The following is a 15,699-nucleotide window of genomic DNA, read 5'->3' as shown; positions in this document are numbered from 1 at the left end:
ATGAAATTTCCTCTTCTCTTAGTAAAAAAGGAAATTTATCTTCTTTAATTATAATATATATTATTCTTTTTTTCCAAAAGGAGACAATGCATCTTTTATGAAAACGAATACCAATTCCTTGTTTCCATTTTCCTACTTAGCATTCTATTATACAGTTTTAACTACTTCTTTACTTTAACAATGGAAGCGGCGTATTTGACCATATTGCAATATGGTCTCCATCCGTTTCAATTTCTACCGTTCGTTTATCCGTTGTATATGTCATGACACCATATCTCTTTAACCTGTTTACTACACTTTGATGTGGATGCCCATATGGATTTTTTTTATCATAAGAAAGAATAGCAAATTGAGGGTTTGCCTCCTCTAAAAATTGTTCACTAGTTGACGTATATGAACCGTGGTGACCTACCTTTAAAACATCAGCATGTACATCATATTGCTTTATTATTTTCTTTTCAGTTTGTATATCCGCATCTCCCATTAGCAAAAAATCAGCTTTACCATATCGAACTTTTAAAACAATTGATGATTCATTATTTTCATCCTTTGACTTCCCATTATTTAATACTTGAATTGAAACTTGGGGATCTAACGGTATATGCTGTCCTTGTTTTACACGAACAAATGGAATTCCCCTCTTTTTAATATCGTTCCTATACGTATGATATGTAAAAGAACTATAGGTTTTGCCGCTATCTAATACAAGTGAAACTGGCATTTGTTCTATAATCGGTATAAGCCCTCCTATATGATCCATATCTGGATGCGTCCCTACCACAACATCTAAATGGTTAATTCCTTTTTCAATTAATTTCTGAATAATTACCTCTCCAGCCTCATAAGGTCCTCCATCGATTAACATTGTTTGACCATTAGGTAAAATAATAAGTGTGGCATCACCTTGTCCTACCTTAAAAAAACTCACTTTCATTCTTCCTAAATGTGGACGTTGCTTGGAAAAAGAGGACACAGTATGAACAGACGTCATATATCTTTTGACAGATGTGCTGTTTAATGAAAAACATATTAAAACAGAAACTAGCAATAGAATAATCCGTACAATTTTCATAATTCGTCTCCTTTTTTCATTTAGTATGGCACGAGTCGTATTTCATATACAAAAAAGCTTAGCAATGCGCTAAGCTACGATTTTGACAATTCCTGCAAGGATCCAAAGAATAAGTCAGCTTCATTCATTTGTTCATTTTCTTCAGAAAGGGTTGGTAAATCATCTAATGTTTGAAGTCCAAAGGTATCTAAGAACTCTTTCGTAGTACCATATAAAATAGGGCGCCCTGGTCCTTCTGCCCGGCCCGTTTCTTTTATAAGTAAGTGCGATACCAATGTTTGCAGTGCTCGATCTGTTTTCACACCACGAATTTCTTCCATTTCCGTTCTTGTAATTGGCTGGCGATAAGCAACAATCGCCAATGTTTCAAGAGCAGCCTGGGAAAGAGACGCTGCTGTTGGTGTATCCATTAATTTTTGATAATAAGGCGCATGTTCTTTTTTTGTGGCAAAGCGATACACTTTTGCAAATTGTACAATTTGCAACCCTCGCTGTACACCTTCACATTCCCTTTGCATTTCCTCGATAATCTGAATTACATCTTTCACTTCAATTTCAAGTACTTTTGCAATTTGTTCCGGATAGACTCCTTCATCACCCGCAACAAATAAAAGCCCCTCAACAATTGCCATCTGTTCTTTTCTATCCAACATACAATCTCCTTTCTCATATCTTTCCATACAAAAATATCCACAATAAAAACCGAATCACAGTATATTGCGACCGGTCCAACATTCCTTTTATCGTTCCAAACAAAATTATGCGAAACCATGATCAGCGGGGATTATTTCCACTGATCATTCGTTTTGACTAATCAAATACTTACTGCTAGTTTTCCTCACAATTTTGAAATGGGAGTTTTACTAAACTTTAGAGCGAGTCAAAAAGATTTCATCAAAATTGTGTTCTTGCTCAATAATAATTTGTTGGTTTTTCATAAGTTCGAGTATGGCTAAAAACGTTACAACCATTACTTCGCGCTCTTCATCAACGAATAAATCATAAAAACTTTGGCGTCCTTCCGCTGTTTCTAATTGCTGTAAAATATCACTCATACGTTGTTCAATCGGTATTTCTTGACGAGCAATTCGCGTTGTTACTGGACGTTTTGATTTTTTACGACGCATAAGTTTTTGAAATGCTGCTAACATATCATACAGTGTTATATCGAGAGGTAAACTTGTCTCCTCTTCTTGCTGAAATGATGTAAAATCGATTGGTGAACGTGTATAAAGTTGTGCTCTTTCTTGTTCTCTCTCTTTTAATTCAGCAGCAACTTGCTTATATTTTTTATATTCAATTAACCGCTCCATCAACTCTTGACGGGGATCATCTATAAAGTCTTCACCATTATCAGGTACATCTTCCTCTTGTTTCGGTAACAGCATTTTACTTTTAATTTGCAATAGCGTTGCAGCCATCACCAAATACTCACTTGCAACATCCAGTTGCAAGTCTTTCATCGTATGAATATAAGATAAATACTGCTCTGTAATTTCCGCTACAGGAATATTATATATATCAATTTCATAGCGATGAATTAAATGTAACAATAGATCTAAAGGCCCTTCAAAAGCCTCTACTTTAAAATTATATTGCACAAAGCATCCCACCACATTTTTTCTATAACAACATAAGTATAGAGCATACTTATGTTCTATCCAACCTTTTTCAGAAATTTAGTTGAAAATAGACACCTGCCCATGCAACAATGCCCACCTCTTCATATGATAAAAGTGTAGTAAGTTCAATGTAGGAGGTAAAAAAACTATGGGCCATATTGATTGTGGTTTTAACGGCGGTTTCGCTTTACTTGTTGTGCTCTTTATCTTATTAATCATTGTAGGCGCGGCTTGCTTCTGCTAATGCAGAATATAATAAACGGCTAGAGATTCTCTAGTCGTTTATTATTTATCCCGCTATTCGCGTGCAGTAAGATCTCACCTTAAAATTCAGCAAAAGTAAAGAAGTGAGGTATGGGGCGGGTTGCCCGTAAAAGCCCGATTGGCGAGGGCTGATAATCAGTGTAGATAAAGAAAACTCCATTGATCACATCATAGTTTCACTTTATGATAAACTGTACGTAAGACCGTTTAGACAGGAGCGAAAAGGATGTATCCTACAGCATACATACAATTTTTAATTCATTTTCATGGAGATTATGATTACTTTGAATGTCACGAAGTACTAGAAGAATATTGGAAATTGAAACCACGAGGAGAGCGAGAAAACTACTGGGTTGGTTTTATTCAAATAGCAGTTGCTTTATACCATCACAGACGCTCAAATTGGAATGGTTCAATGCGAATGATGAAAAGCGCCATTGCTATTTTAAAAAAGGAAAGTATACAAGTACACAGATTAGGTCTTGATTACCCAAAACTTTTAACTATATTACAAAAACAATTACAGTCCATTCAATCAAAAGAACCTTTTGCACCTATATTTTTTCCTTTTTCAGATTCCTCTTTAGAAAACACATGCTTACAATTATGTACAGAAAAAATGATTCCTTGGAAAGATGCTCATTCACTACCTACTGAATACATTATCCATAAACACAAATTGCGTGACAGAAATGATGTAATTGCCGAACGAAACGAGCAACTAAAAAAAAGAAAGCAGAGATGACACAAATTCCATCTCTGCTTTTATGAATGTATATTTTGTTCAATTCCCTTACACTTTTCAAAAAAACTAGCTGTTTGTTCGTTTCCACAAATTGTAATACCTTGAAACTTATTTTTTAATTCTTGTACCATCTTTGTACCAATCCCCATGTGACGATGAGATGGATTCACACTAAGATGTTGAATCTGTAATACATTTTCTTCGTTGATAACTCCAACTATCCCAACAAAATCATCATTTTGTTTCCACAAATATAGTTGCCAACTATCATTTTTATCATATTCTTTCATTGTCAATTGTAAAATTTTAACATCTTTTTCAGTCGGCATAAACGAAAGAAGCCCCATTGCAATCTTTTCATAACTTTTTTTAAAACGAATTAACATAAACCTTATCCCTTCTTACAAAAGTTACAAACCATGTATCCCCTCTACCACTATTGCTATATCATCTCCATTTTACAATATTTTCACTATAGTGAGAAGGGCTGCCAAAACAACTTGATAATCATACAAAGAGAATGTAGGAAAGTCAAATGTATAGTAATAAAAGAAATTCTCTCATTGAGAATTTACTTTTCTCAAGCTAATGAATAAACTCCATCTAACTTTTTAGCTTCTCGCATAACGCATTGAACTACAAAACTTATAAACCACGAATAACGAAATAAAACTTTACTGTATCCTATGTATTTTTACAAAAATAGTTCTATCGCTAACAATTTAGTTAGCTATAATAACTTTATCATTTACTCTCTCTTATCATTTACTGCATATTGCCCACAAATTCCTGTTTATAGATTACAACTTTTCTTAATTTAAATTTTTTCTCCGATTGCCACTACAAATATGGAACAAAGCAAAATTTTATACTTACATGTTTTCAATCTTCTCTTAATATCATATAAAGCTTTTGAATGATGATTATTTAACAGTAAAAAAATAAAAAGAGAGCACTTTGCTCTCTTCAATTTATTCTTCCCAAACTTTAACTTCTTTCATTACATCGCCTTGACGCATGTTTAATACTGTTTCAATACCGCTTGTCGCTTTACCAAATACAGTATGTACACCATCTAAATGTGGTTGTGGCTCATGAACGATGAAGAATTGGCTACCACCTGTATTACGGCCAGCATGTGCCATAGAAAGTGATCCAACTACATGTCTATGCGGATTCCCTTCAGTTTCACATGGAATAGAGTAACCAGGACCGCCTGCACCTGTTCCTGTTGGGTCTCCACCTTGGCTTACGAAACCAGGAATAACGCGGTGGAATGTAACACCATTATAGAATCCTTGATCTGCTAATTTTTTGAAATTTTCAACTGTTTTCGGTGCTTCTTCTGGGAAAAATTCTAATTCAATTTTTTCACCATTCTCCATTAATATGTATCCTAAAGTTTTCATACGTATATGTCTCCTTTCAACTATCTCAGCACTATATTACCATATTCGTGCTCAGAAACAAAAAGAATCCGACAATCTGTATACTTCTTTTTTAAAATCAGCAAGAAGACGGATGACAAATTTTAAAAATATACTATAATTACTGTGTTGCCCGCAAATTTCAGAAAGAGAAAGGGAGCGATTTTTCGTGAAAACGAAACTATTAGCTTTGCTACTAGCTGTTACAGTGTTTATGATCCCAACAGCTTCATTTGCAGACGTGATTGAGGGAGAATCAATCGTTACATTAGGAGAAAATTTATCTGAACAACAAAAACAAGATCTTTTAAAAGAAATGAAAGCGCCAAAAGATGCGCAAATTATTACTGTATCTAATGCGGAAGAACATAAATTTTTAGAGGGTATTGTTCCAAAAGCACAAATTGGTACGAGAGCTATTTCCTCTTCTATAATTACGTATACAAAACCAGGATCAGGTCTTATTGTGCGAGCGAAAAACATTAATTGGGTAACAGATGCAATGTATACAAACGCACTCATCACAGCAGGTGTTAAAGATGCAGAGATCCAAATCACAGCACCATTTAAAGTATCAGGAACAGCTGCTTTAACAGGATTAATGAAGGCTTACGAAACAACATCGAAAAAAGAAATTCCTGAAGAAGTAAAAAAAGTAGCCAACGAAGAAATGGTACAAACAGCGAAACTTGGTGACAAAATTGGTGACGAAAAAGCTGTTCAACTTGTTGCGAAAGTAAAAGAAGAAATTGCTAAAGAACAGCCAAAAACAACAGAAGATTTACGTGCGCTAATTAAAAAAATTGCTGATCAACTTGGTATTACACTAACAGATGAGCAATTAGATAGCTTAGTTTCATTATTTGATAAAATGAAAAATTTAAATATTGACTGGAACCAAGTTGGTAGCCAATTAAATAAAGCGAAAGAACATGTTTCAGCATTTTTAGGATCTGAAGAAGGACAAGGCTTCCTAGATAAAGTAAAAGATTTCTTCTCTAGTATCATTGATTTTATTAAATCATTATTTAAGTAATAAAAAGCTCGTCATTGACGAGCTTTTTATTATATAAATCCAAATTAAAAAACCGACATAAAATCTTTCTTTTTAGGTGGAAGAGAGCATCTGGCCGTGCATAGAAGCGGTCAGATCCTCTTCCTGCCCCATACCAAGTGAAAACAAAGAGAGAAAACGAGTGCAGGTCACCTTTTGTTTTTCATAGCAACTTATATGTGAAAAATCAAAATGGATTTATCTATTATATAAGCAACGGTAATTTCATAATCGCTTTCTCTACAGAACGAACAACATGACATGCCTTTTCCTTCACATATGGATGTGCATGATGAAGAGTAAAAGAATGCGGTGTTACTTCAAACATAGAAATGTCATTAAAAGAATCACCAATACATGCTACTTCATGCGCTTCAATTTTCAAATGCTCCATCAAACGTTTTAAAGCACTTCCTTTACTAACCCCCATTGGCATAATATCTACATATCCTTTTCCAGAAATAAAAATTTCAGCGTGCTCATGAAAAGTGTCTCTTAGCTCTTGATCCAATGTCACAATCTTTTCTGCTTCTCCATACACAAACAACTTTGCAGGATGGATTGTTTTACCAAATTCCTCCTCTAATGTTTCTATTTCAGCAATATGCACACCCATATATTCTTCAAAAACATAATGATGTTCATTTTTCTTTTTCGTATATCTCTGCTCTTTTGCACACACAATATCAGCTAGCCTTTTTTCATGTATATATCGATATATTTCCTGGGCAACTCCATCATTGAATTTCGATTCATGGAATATTTGTCCGTTTGGTAATAGCATCGTAGCACCATTTAATCCTGTCGTGTAATATGGAAATGAGAATTGCCTAACTGCATCATGAATTCGATGCGTAAAACGACCAGAAGCAAAGCAAATATTTGTCCCTTTTTCCGCTAACCAACAAAGTGCTTTTTCATCTTCCTTATGAATATTGCTTACATTATAAAAAAGTGTATCATCTAAATCACTTACAAATAATTTAATCATGCCCTCTTCCCCTTTCATACACAATGTCTACTCTAAGTGTACGAAAAAAATGTTGTGATTTTGTTAAAATACGATAAATTTCTAATAAAAAATAAGCAGGAAGATTGATTCCTGCTTATTTTTGTCTACGTATATTTTGTGGATGTACAATGCTTGGGCGTACTTTTAAACTAGACATGGCTGGGCGTAATAATATTGTTTTTAATGCCCCCCAGTCAAATGGCAAAAACGGCCATAAATATGGTGTTTGTAAACTTTTGATAGACGTTAAAAATAAAATTAACATCGTCATGCCAATTATAAATCCTATCTCATGGAACAAACCAGTTAAAATAATGACAAATAATTTTCCAAGTTTGTTTCCAAGTCCTAATTCATAACTTGGTGTTGCATATATTCCAATCATTGAAACCGCTGTATATAAAATAACTTCTGGAACAAATAACCCAACGTCAATTGCAATTTGCCCAATTAAAATCGCTGAAATTAAGCCGGTAGCTGATGATAAAGGAGTTGGTGTATGAATCGATGCCATTCGCAAAAACTCAAGTCCAATATCGGCCATAATTATTTGTAATATAATAGGGAGATGGGTCATTTTATTTGGTCCAATGAAAGCAAGCTTCTCTGGTAACAACGTTGGATCGAACACAAAAACGAGCCAAAACGGCAATAAAAACACAGAAAATATAATACCTACAAAACGAACCCATCGTAAAAATGTACCAACTGCCGGGTTTTGTCTAAACTCTTCTGCGTGCTGCACATGATGAAAATAAGTTGTTGGTGTAATCATTACACTTGGAGATGTATCAACAATAACTAATACATGCCCTTCTAATAAATGATTTGCCGCTACATCTGGTCTTTCTGTATAACGAATAAGCGGGAAAGGATTATAACCCTGCTTCACTAAAAATTCTTCAATCGTTTTGTCAGCCATTGTAATTCCATCTACTTCAATACTTTCTAGTTCTTGCTTAATGATTTTTACCAAATCTGGATTCGCAACGTCCTGAACATAGGTAATACAAATATCCGTTTGTGACCGATCCCCAACCCGGATAATTTCGTTTCGAAGGCGCGGATCGCGAATACGCCTTCTTATTAGCCCTGTATTTACAATGATATTTTCTACAAAACCATCTCTTGCCCCGCGCACTACTTTTTCTGTATCTGGTTCTGTTGGTGTTCGTCCTGGATAACTACGAACATCGATTGCAAAGGCCTCTGTTTCACCTTCCACAAAGATAATAACAAGTCCCGATAATACTTGTAGCATTACCTCATCCATCGTTTTTACTTTACTTACTTGTTGATGGATAAGGCGATTTTCTAAAAGCTTAACTGTATCTTCTTCAACATCTTTTATTTCATTTGTATCTACTGCTTCTTCCAAAATGTGAATGAGGTAATTTGTATCACACAATCCATTTACAAATAATACACCGATTTCTTTATCAAGAATTTGAAACTTACGAATCCCGACATCAAATGTGACGCCAAGCCCAACTGTTTGTTTTAAATAATTTTCATTATCACTCAAGAAGGAAGAAATCGGAATATTAACTTTCTTCTGTTTCGTCATAAAACCCACTTCTTTCTAAAATTAATTGAATTGCTTTTTTGGTAATTGGTGATCCTCGCTCCCACTCATCATTTCCACACATTTTCCCTATATCACCAATTCCAACAATTACAGGCACATTTAATGCATCTAAACAATAAATCGTATCCCCATTAATTCTCCCAATTTCACCATCAGGAAGTCCAAATTTATCAACACCGTATTCTGTTAATCTGCCTTCTCGATCTACGCTGACATCTACACGCGCCCACTCCCAATGATGTGTATTAGATGCAACAGCTAAAATGCCAAGAACATCAATTTGTTTATGCATTGCCACATATTTTAACGCTTTTTCACCTGAACCTTCTCCTATAAATCCACTATCATCAAACATGACAAATACAGGGTCATATGGCGTTTGCATAATTAGCTCCACAATCTTTTTCCCTGTCAATTTCGTCGGATTACTTTGCGATGCTGAAATACACCTTCCGCCAAACTCCTTTGTTAACAGCTCAATTGCTCGCTTTGCATATTCATCTCCATCTGTCACCAAAATAACCCTTCGTCTCATTTGATTTATCCTTTCGGTTTACATATAAGTGCTACAAAAAATGCAAATAATATCGATGCTGAAATACCTGAAGAAGTCAAACTAAACATACCCATTCCAATTCCTAAGTAACCATGTTTTTCAGCCGCCTCTAGTGCTCCATGCAAAAGGGAATGTCCAAAGCTCGTTATCGGAACAGTTGCTCCAGCACCTGCAAATTTTATGAGCTTATCATATAGTCCAAAGCTATCTAAAACCGCTCCAATTACTACAAAAGTTGCCATCAAATGTGCAGGAGTTAATTTAGCAAAATCCAATAAAAGCTGTCCTACTACACAGATAGCTCCCCCAACGATGAACGCGTATACAAAATCCACAATTCACACCCCTTTTATCCTTTCAAATACAACGCCGTGTGCAATTGTCGGAATCGTTTCTTTTTGTTGTATCATAATCGGGCTTAACAACGCTCCTGTTGCAACTACAAAAATACGCTGTAAGTTTCCTTTTTTCATTTCTTGTAGTAAATGACCGTATGTTACAACTGCCGAACAGGCACAACCGCTTCCACCTGCAAAAACCTCTTCTTGATCCTTGTTATAAATCATTAATCCGCAGTCATTATATACATTTCCTAAGTCATACCCTTCCTCAAGTAAAAGTTGCTTCGTAATTGGTGCCCCAACACCTGATAAATCCCCTGTAACGATAAGATCATAATCAGCTGCACTTCTCCCTAAATCTTCAAAGTGCTGTTGAATCGTATGGGCAGCAGCAGGTGCCATTGCTGATCCCATATCAAAAGGATCTGTAATTCCTAAATCTTGCACTTTTCCAATGGTTGCAGCCGTTATTTTAATATTGCTCTGTTCTTTACTAATTAAAGCCGTCCCTGCCCCTGTAACAGTTGAAGTTGCTGAACCAGGTCTTTGCCCCCCGTATTCTGTCGGATAACGAAACTGCCGTTCTGCAGTTGCATTATGACTACTAACCGTAGCTATCACACGATTAGCAAAGCCTCCATCAATAAAGGCCGATCCAATCGCTAGTGTCTCCATTGATGTTGCACAAGCGCTGAACATTCCTAAAAAAGGAATCCCAAGCTCCCTCGCCACATAATTTGCTGTAACAGTTTGGTTTAATAAATCTCCCGCTAAAAAAAAATCAATTTGCGAAGGCTTTATATTCCCCTTTTGTATGACCTGCTGAATTGAATCATTCATCAATCTTCTTTCAGCAAGCTCCCAATTTTCTTCCTCACAATGCAAATCATCATATGAAATATCAAAACACTTTCCAAGAGGACCTTCCGCTTCTTTTGGACCGACAGCAGTACCTGTTGCATTCACAAATATATTATTTTGAAATACCCATGTTTGCTTCCCTGTCAATCTCATATCTAATCTCCTTTAAGACAACCAAAGTTTAAACGTATATCGAATTAGACCAACAATGTATGCTCCAACAACTCCAAATACAATTACACTTCCAGCAAGCTTAAACATATTTGTAGCAACTCCGAGTACAATTCCCTCACTACGGTGCTCCATTGCCGCACTTGCCATTGAATTTGCAAATCCAGTAACAGGAACTGCTGAACCAGCCCCTCCGAATTGACCGATTTTATCATATACACCAAATCCAGTTAATATGGCTGATAATAATACAAGTGTCGCTATCGTAGGATTCCCCGCATTTTGCTCATTAAAGTGAAAATAATACATATAAAATTTCATCAAGCATTCACCTACTGTACAAATCAGTCCACCTACAACAAAAGCTTTTACACAATTCATCACATAATTTGGCTTTGGATGATAATTTTTTACTTTATTTATGTAATCATCTTTTAATTTATTTTGGGCCATCTTGATACCTCCTATCTTGCAAAATAAATCCAATGAAATAAAGAGCCCATTACCTTTCCAAGTACAAGTGCAACGAGTAGAATGACAATTTTCCCATCTACGCCTACTCGTTTTGCTAATATAGGTAAAACATTCAATACCTCTGTCAAAGCCGCAGCAAGCATACCAATAAATGTTCCACAAAATAAGCCAAGTAAAACGAGCCAATACTGAGATGTTTGAAAGGTTATATCTCTTAAACTGCACCATGCTCCGGCCAAAGAACCACCAATTACGGCCCACTCAAAAAATTGAACCCGATGGCCACTCCTTGTTAACTGGGCTAAACGTGGGATTACACCAAGCACAGCTAAAAATGCCACATATCCCCCTCCAACTGCGATCCCACCAGCAAGCCCAATTACTATCACTACTCCATACTCAATCATCTGCGATTTGTTTTGCACTCTCTTTATTTTCATTGATCATGACATATTGATCGAGTGACTGTTGATACTGGAACATTTCCACTTCTAACGGACTTGGCTCTTCATTAATTCGTTTTTGAAACACATGATTAAAAAATAAGACCATCCCTAATCCCAGTCCTAAAGAATACGGAATTTGAAACAGGAGCGGTTTATAGTTGATTTCTCCCGTAATCATGTAATATAAGCGCCAGTGTACTTGCTGCATACTTACATCTTCATGAAAATAAATAATCGCAAGAGCCGCACCGACAAAAAGTAACATCCAAACCAATCCAAAGAAAATGGAGTGTACTTTCTTTTTTTCATAGACGATTTCTACAAGTGTTTGCCCAGGACCAAATAAATTAATTTGTATATGCTGCGTAGTTTGTTGAATCACTTGAATGATTTTCATCGCATCAATTACAACATGTGTTTTATCACGTTTTGTGATTTTATAGACAAGTTGCTTTTTTATTTTTTCTACTAAGCCAGAATCCCCAACTACTTGTGCAATATCTTCAATCTTCACCTCATATGAAGGGGATACTTGCAGACGATTTCGCATTTTGAGATAGATTGTTCGCTCCACTCCATTCACCTCTTTACTATTCCTCGTAGTTGTAGTATGGTTTCTGGAAAATTTTCTAATACAACTTTTTTTATAAAATGGAACTTTGCACGTTGGATTTTTAATGAATAATCACTCGGTGAATAAAGTAACTGTATTTTTTTAGAAGCGTTATTTTCATATTTTGAACTTTCAAGTGAGGTTTATTAAGGTTTCCTTTCCCCTCTATGACAAGTTTATACTTGAATTACATTCCTAATTTACATAATTATCAATAAATTACATAAATACTTCTGGGTGAATGAAATTTTTTGATTTTGGAAAGGATAACAACAGTAATATAAGATGCGATTTTTTCTTCTTCTCAATCTTATTTGAACTATCACTGGTTTCTAGTTCAAAGCAAAAAAATCGAATAGATGGCTATTCATCTATTCGATCTTTCATCTGTTTTAATATTTTCTTTTCAAGCCTTGATACTTGGACTTGTGAAATTCCAATTCGCTCTGCTACTTCTGATTGAGTTTGATCTTTATAATAGCGCAAATATACAATTAAGCGTTCACGCTCATCCAGTTCTCTAATTGCCTCTTTTAAAGCGATTTTATCAAACCATTTCGTTTCTGTTTGATCCGCGATTTGATCTAGTATCGTAATGGGATCTCCATCATTTTCATAAACTGTTTCATGTATGGATGATGGTGTGCGACTCGCTTCTTGCGCAAGAACAACTTCTTCTGGTGTCAACTCAAGCGCTTCTGCTACCTCATTAATCGTTGGAGCTCTTCCATATTCTTTAGAAAGCTCATCTTTCATCTTTCGAATCTTATTTCCAGTCTCCTTTAAAGAACGACTTACTTTCACGGATCCATCATCACGCAAAAATCGCTGTATTTCTCCAATAATCATTGGAACTGCATAGGTTGAGAATTTCACGTCGAAAGACAAATCAAATTTGTCTACCGATTTCAAGAGTCCAATACAGCCAATTTGAAATAAATCATCTGGTTCATATCCTCGATTGAGGAAACGTTGTACAACTGACCATACAAGACGCATATTACTTTGGACTATTGTATCTCTTGCTTGTTGGTCTCCATCTTGACTTTTTTGAATTAACGCTTTTAACTCGTGGTCCTTTAACTGAGGTTTCTTCTTCTCATTTCTGACCTCAATGTCCATAGGCAATTCTCCTTAATTGCATAGAGCGTTACTATTTGATAAGTATTTTGTCAAATGGATTGTTGTCCCGAAAGATTCATTTGAAATAACTTCTACTTCATCCATAAAATTTTCCATGATAGTAAATCCCATTCCGGAACGCTCTAATTCAGGTTTAGTTGTAAAAAGAGGTTGCCTTGCCTCATCTAAATTAAAAATGCCAACCCCTTCATCTCGAATCGTGAGTTTCACCATTGCTTCTTCCAAAATCACTGAAATGTAAACAACACCTTCTGCATTCCCTTCATACCCATGAATAATTGCATTTGTGACTGCTTCAGACACAACTGTTTTTATCTCTGTTAATTCCTCCATCGTTGGATCCAATTGTGCAATAAAAGCAGCAACTGTGACGCGAGCGAACGATTCATTTTGACTTAATGCTGAAAATTGAAGGTTCATTTCATTTCTCATTTATGCCACCCCCAATGTCGCGAGCGCATGCGCTTCACTTTCTTCTAAGCGAATGATTTTAAACAGACCTGACATTTCAAATAAACGCTTTACAGGAGGTGAGATTGCACAAACGACCATCTCCCCTCCTAAACCTTTAACATGCTTATATCTGCCTAATATAACACCAAGACCAGAACTGTCCATAAATGTTAGTTTTTCTAAACTTAGTACAATATGATGAACGCGATGCGTCTCAATCATATCCGTTACTTTTGCTCGCAACTCTTCAGCAGTATGATGATCTAATTCACCCGCTAGCCGAACACATAAGACATCACGCTTTACTTCTAAATGCATGGAAAGACTCACACGATTTCCTCCTTATGCTTAAACTTGACTCATTTACATAAGGTTTTCGTGAACATAAAATAAGAATCCTTCCTACTGACAAAAGAAGTACTATTTCGTCATAATGTGAATCTTTCAGCAATTATTCTACCTTTTTCATGCATGAGGGTAAGAAAGTAGTAATACCTTTGCTTCTATTTCGATGTTGAAAACATCCCTAAACTTCTTTTAAATAGTTCCCACCAGCTCGCTGCAGCAACATCTTCTTTCGCTACAATCGTTTGCTTTAATAAAACATCTTTATCTTTTTTTATAACAAGTGTACCGAGTGCATCACCTTTTTTAATTGGTGCTTTTACTTTCTTTTCAGCGATAACTTCCTGTTTTACCTTGTCCATATTCTCGCCTTTTTTCATCAGAAGAGATACGTTATCCGATGAAACTAAATCTACCTTTTCTTTCTTCCCTTTTCCTACTTTTACTGTTTGAATTTTTTCACCACGTTTATACAATTTTTTCGTTGTATATTGTCCAAATGCATAATCAAGGAGCTTTGTTACCTGGTTGTTACGTTCTTTTGATGTTGGCGCTCCCATGACAACAGAAATGACACGCATGCCATTTTTTTCAGCTGATGCTGTTAAACAATATTTTGCTTCTGTTGTAAAACCTGTTTTCACCCCATCTACCCCAGGATAAAAACGAACTAATTTATTCGTATTCACAAGCCAAAACTTTTTCTCTGTATTTTCACGTAAGTAATCTTCATACTTTCCTGTATATTTTCGAATGAGTGGATATTTCATCAACTCTTTCGCCATAATTGACATATCATATGCTGTTGAATAATGGTCTTTCGCTGGAAGACCCGTTGGATTTTGGAAATGTGTATTTTTCAATCCTAAATCCTTTGCTTTTTTATTCATCATGTTTACAAAGCCTTCTTCTGAACCAGCGATATGCTCAGCAACCGCAACAGATGCATCATTTCCCGATGCAATTGCAATCCCTTTTAGCATTTCATTCACTGTCATCTCTTCACCCGGCTCAAGAAAGATTTGTGAACCACCCATTGAAGCTGCATGTTCACTTGCTCTGACTTTATCCTCTAGTTTTAGTTTTCCCTTTTCAACTTGTTCCATGATAAGCAACATTGTCATAATCTTTGTCATACTAGCAGGCGGCAGTTTTTCATTTGGACTTTTCTCAAATAAGACTTTACCTGTATCTTGCTCAATAACAATTGCTGACGATGCTTCCTCCGCTAACTTCGGTGTCTTTTCTACTTCTGTTTTCTCAGACTGCGCTTTCTCAGATTGTGCAAAGCCAACTGAAACACTAGAAAATAGCAACATGAAACAAACAAGTATTCCAAAAACTCGCTTCATGACTAACCCTCCATTCTATATCAAACCTATTTTTTCCAAACAATATGTTTTTATACCATATTTTTCTATAAATTTGTGTTGACAAACAAATTTATCATATATATTGTATTAAGTGTATTACATCTAGTAGTACACTTAAATTTCATCAGGAAGGAGACAT

Annotated in this window: 20 protein-coding genes; 3 read left to right on the top strand and 17 right to left on the bottom strand. The window is 35.6% G+C overall.

Translation table 11 applies throughout. From position 1 onward, the window contains the following. Window positions 1–169: 169 nt before the first annotated feature. From JDS96_RS18230 to JDS96_RS18220, 3 genes are all read right to left on the bottom strand, one after another. Entirely contained in the window at window positions 170–1,072 is a 903-nt protein-coding gene (locus JDS96_RS18230) for a ComEC/Rec2 family competence protein (protein WP_199667623.1), read from the bottom strand. A gap of 74 nt (window positions 1,073–1,146) precedes the next feature. Beyond that, window positions 1,147–1,722 carry an SMC-Scp complex subunit ScpB gene (scpB, locus tag JDS96_RS18225; protein ID WP_018766084.1) on the bottom strand — a complete coding sequence of 192 codons (576 nt, stop codon included), beginning with the start codon at window positions 1,720–1,722 and terminating at the stop codon, window positions 1,147–1,149. A 213-nt stretch (window positions 1,723–1,935) separates the two neighbouring features. After that, a complete protein-coding gene (locus JDS96_RS18220; protein ID WP_003199977.1) occupies window positions 1,936–2,673 on the bottom strand; it encodes a segregation/condensation protein A in 738 nt (245 codons plus the stop codon). 169 nt (window positions 2,674–2,842) lie between these two features. Here JDS96_RS18220 and JDS96_RS18215 point away from each other — a divergent pair, with 169 nt between their 5' ends. Together JDS96_RS18215 and JDS96_RS18210 are read left to right on the top strand one after the other, a co-directional pair. Beyond that, entirely contained in the window at window positions 2,843–2,938 is a 96-nt protein-coding gene (locus JDS96_RS18215; protein ID WP_018766085.1) for a YjcZ family sporulation protein, read from the top strand. Window positions 2,939–3,184: 246 nt separating this feature from the next. Then, window positions 3,185–3,703, top strand: a complete 519-nt coding sequence (locus tag JDS96_RS18210; RefSeq protein WP_003199975.1) for a DUF309 domain-containing protein — start codon at window positions 3,185–3,187, stop codon at window positions 3,701–3,703. A 20-nt stretch (window positions 3,704–3,723) separates the two neighbouring features. Here the strand turns inward: JDS96_RS18210 and JDS96_RS18205 are convergent, their stop codons facing one another. After that, window positions 3,724–4,089 (bottom strand): GNAT family N-acetyltransferase, encoded by a 366-nt coding sequence (locus JDS96_RS18205; protein WP_006095861.1) that lies wholly within the window; start codon window positions 4,087–4,089, stop codon window positions 3,724–3,726. Between the two features lie 585 nt (window positions 4,090–4,674). Further along, on the bottom strand, window positions 4,675–5,112 hold the full coding sequence (locus JDS96_RS18200; RefSeq protein WP_003208377.1) for a peptidylprolyl isomerase: 438 nt from the start codon (window positions 5,110–5,112) through the stop codon (window positions 4,675–4,677). A 187-nt stretch (window positions 5,113–5,299) separates the two neighbouring features. Between JDS96_RS18200 and JDS96_RS18195 the strand changes: the two genes are divergently transcribed. Beyond that, window positions 5,300–6,166, top strand: a complete 867-nt coding sequence (locus tag JDS96_RS18195; protein WP_006095863.1) for a DUF1002 domain-containing protein — start codon at window positions 5,300–5,302, stop codon at window positions 6,164–6,166. A 223-nt stretch (window positions 6,167–6,389) separates the two neighbouring features. Here the strand turns inward: JDS96_RS18195 and JDS96_RS18190 are convergent, their stop codons facing one another. The 12 genes from JDS96_RS18190 to JDS96_RS18135 all read right to left on the bottom strand — a co-directional run bounded on the left by JDS96_RS18190 (window position 6,390) and on the right by JDS96_RS18135 (window position 15,539). Continuing rightward, window positions 6,390–7,193: a Cof-type HAD-IIB family hydrolase gene (locus JDS96_RS18190; protein ID WP_199667622.1), complete on the bottom strand. Its 804-nt coding sequence runs from the start codon at window positions 7,191–7,193 to the stop codon at window positions 6,390–6,392. Between the two features lie 97 nt (window positions 7,194–7,290). Beyond that, window positions 7,291–8,763 carry a spore germination protein gene (locus JDS96_RS18185; RefSeq protein WP_199667621.1) on the bottom strand — a complete coding sequence of 491 codons (1,473 nt, stop codon included), beginning with the start codon at window positions 8,761–8,763 and terminating at the stop codon, window positions 7,291–7,293. Further along, the gene (spoVAEA, locus tag JDS96_RS18180) at window positions 8,741–9,319 is read right to left on the bottom strand and encodes a stage V sporulation protein SpoVABEA (RefSeq protein WP_026008598.1); all 579 of its coding nucleotides are present in this window, start codon (window positions 9,317–9,319) and stop codon (window positions 8,741–8,743) included. The genes JDS96_RS18185 and spoVAEA overlap by 23 nt, the downstream gene beginning before the upstream one ends. A 5-nt stretch (window positions 9,320–9,324) precedes the next feature. Next, window positions 9,325–9,675 carry a stage V sporulation protein AE gene (gene spoVAE / locus JDS96_RS18175; protein WP_003200018.1) on the bottom strand — a complete coding sequence of 117 codons (351 nt, stop codon included), beginning with the start codon at window positions 9,673–9,675 and terminating at the stop codon, window positions 9,325–9,327. Between the two features lie 3 nt (window positions 9,676–9,678). Further along, window positions 9,679–10,695 (bottom strand): stage V sporulation protein AD, encoded by a 1,017-nt coding sequence (gene spoVAD / locus JDS96_RS18170; protein WP_199667620.1) that lies wholly within the window; start codon window positions 10,693–10,695, stop codon window positions 9,679–9,681. Between the two features lie 12 nt (window positions 10,696–10,707). Then, on the bottom strand, window positions 10,708–11,166 hold the full coding sequence (gene spoVAC, locus JDS96_RS18165) for a stage V sporulation protein AC (RefSeq protein ID WP_016116157.1): 459 nt from the start codon (window positions 11,164–11,166) through the stop codon (window positions 10,708–10,710). An 11-nt stretch (window positions 11,167–11,177) separates the two neighbouring features. Then, on the bottom strand, window positions 11,178–11,594 hold the full coding sequence (locus JDS96_RS18160) for a stage V sporulation protein AB (RefSeq protein WP_003200010.1): 417 nt from the start codon (window positions 11,592–11,594) through the stop codon (window positions 11,178–11,180). Next, entirely contained in the window at window positions 11,587–12,207 is a 621-nt protein-coding gene (locus JDS96_RS18155; protein WP_199667619.1) for a stage V sporulation protein AA, read from the bottom strand. Before JDS96_RS18155 ends, JDS96_RS18160 begins: the two co-directional genes overlap by 8 nt. 402 nt (window positions 12,208–12,609) lie before the next feature. Continuing rightward, entirely contained in the window at window positions 12,610–13,368 is a 759-nt protein-coding gene (gene sigF, locus JDS96_RS18150; RefSeq protein WP_003200028.1) for an RNA polymerase sporulation sigma factor SigF, read from the bottom strand. A 12-nt stretch (window positions 13,369–13,380) separates the two neighbouring features. Then, window positions 13,381–13,821 (bottom strand): anti-sigma F factor, encoded by a 441-nt coding sequence (gene spoIIAB, locus JDS96_RS18145; RefSeq protein WP_003200026.1) that lies wholly within the window; start codon window positions 13,819–13,821, stop codon window positions 13,381–13,383. After that, window positions 13,822–14,172 carry an anti-sigma F factor antagonist gene (spoIIAA, locus tag JDS96_RS18140; protein WP_016116162.1) on the bottom strand — a complete coding sequence of 117 codons (351 nt, stop codon included), beginning with the start codon at window positions 14,170–14,172 and terminating at the stop codon, window positions 13,822–13,824. 173 nt (window positions 14,173–14,345) lie between these two features. Beyond that, window positions 14,346–15,539, bottom strand: a complete 1,194-nt coding sequence (locus JDS96_RS18135; RefSeq protein ID WP_018766090.1) for a D-alanyl-D-alanine carboxypeptidase family protein — start codon at window positions 15,537–15,539, stop codon at window positions 14,346–14,348. Window positions 15,540–15,699 lie beyond the last annotated feature (160 nt).

The organism is Bacillus cereus group sp. N21, assembly GCF_016483395.1.
GTDB lineage: Bacteria > Bacillota > Bacilli > Bacillales > Bacillaceae_G > Bacillus_A > Bacillus_A pseudomycoides.
This window is presented reverse-complemented; position numbering and strand designations above follow the sequence as displayed.

What these genes read in the sequence shown, in the direction of transcription:
- JDS96_RS18230 (WP_199667623.1), bottom strand. Translation starts at nt 1,072, where the DNA reads ATGAAAATTGTACGGATTATTCTATTGCTAGTTTCTGTTTTAATATGT.
- JDS96_RS18215 (WP_018766085.1), top strand. Translation starts at nt 2,843, where the DNA reads ATGGGCCATATTGATTGTGGTTTTAACGGCGGTTTCGCTTTACTTGTT.
- JDS96_RS18210 (WP_003199975.1), top strand. Translation starts at nt 3,185, where the DNA reads ATGTATCCTACAGCATACATACAATTTTTAATTCATTTTCATGGAGAT.
- JDS96_RS18205 (WP_006095861.1), bottom strand. Translation starts at nt 4,089, where the DNA reads ATGTTAATTCGTTTTAAAAAAAGTTATGAAAAGATTGCAATGGGGCTT.
- JDS96_RS18200 (WP_003208377.1), bottom strand. Translation starts at nt 5,112, where the DNA reads ATGAAAACTTTAGGATACATATTAATGGAGAATGGTGAAAAAATTGAA.
- JDS96_RS18190 (WP_199667622.1), bottom strand. Translation starts at nt 7,193, where the DNA reads ATGAAAGGGGAAGAGGGCATGATTAAATTATTTGTAAGTGATTTAGAT.
- JDS96_RS18185 (WP_199667621.1), bottom strand. Translation starts at nt 8,763, where the DNA reads ATGACGAAACAGAAGAAAGTTAATATTCCGATTTCTTCCTTCTTGAGT.
- spoVAEA (WP_026008598.1), bottom strand. Translation starts at nt 9,319, where the DNA reads ATGAGACGAAGGGTTATTTTGGTGACAGATGGAGATGAATATGCAAAG.
- spoVAD (WP_199667620.1), bottom strand. Translation starts at nt 10,695, where the DNA reads ATGAGATTGACAGGGAAGCAAACATGGGTATTTCAAAATAATATATTT.
- spoVAC (WP_016116157.1), bottom strand. Translation starts at nt 11,166, where the DNA reads ATGGCCCAAAATAAATTAAAAGATGATTACATAAATAAAGTAAAAAAT.
- JDS96_RS18160 (WP_003200010.1), bottom strand. Translation starts at nt 11,594, where the DNA reads ATGATTGAGTATGGAGTAGTGATAGTAATTGGGCTTGCTGGTGGGATC.
- sigF (WP_003200028.1), bottom strand. Translation starts at nt 13,368, where the DNA reads ATGGACATTGAGGTCAGAAATGAGAAGAAGAAACCTCAGTTAAAGGAC.
- spoIIAB (WP_003200026.1), bottom strand. Translation starts at nt 13,821, where the DNA reads ATGAGAAATGAAATGAACCTTCAATTTTCAGCATTAAGTCAAAATGAA.
- JDS96_RS18135 (WP_018766090.1), bottom strand. Translation starts at nt 15,539, where the DNA reads ATGAAGCGAGTTTTTGGAATACTTGTTTGTTTCATGTTGCTATTTTCT.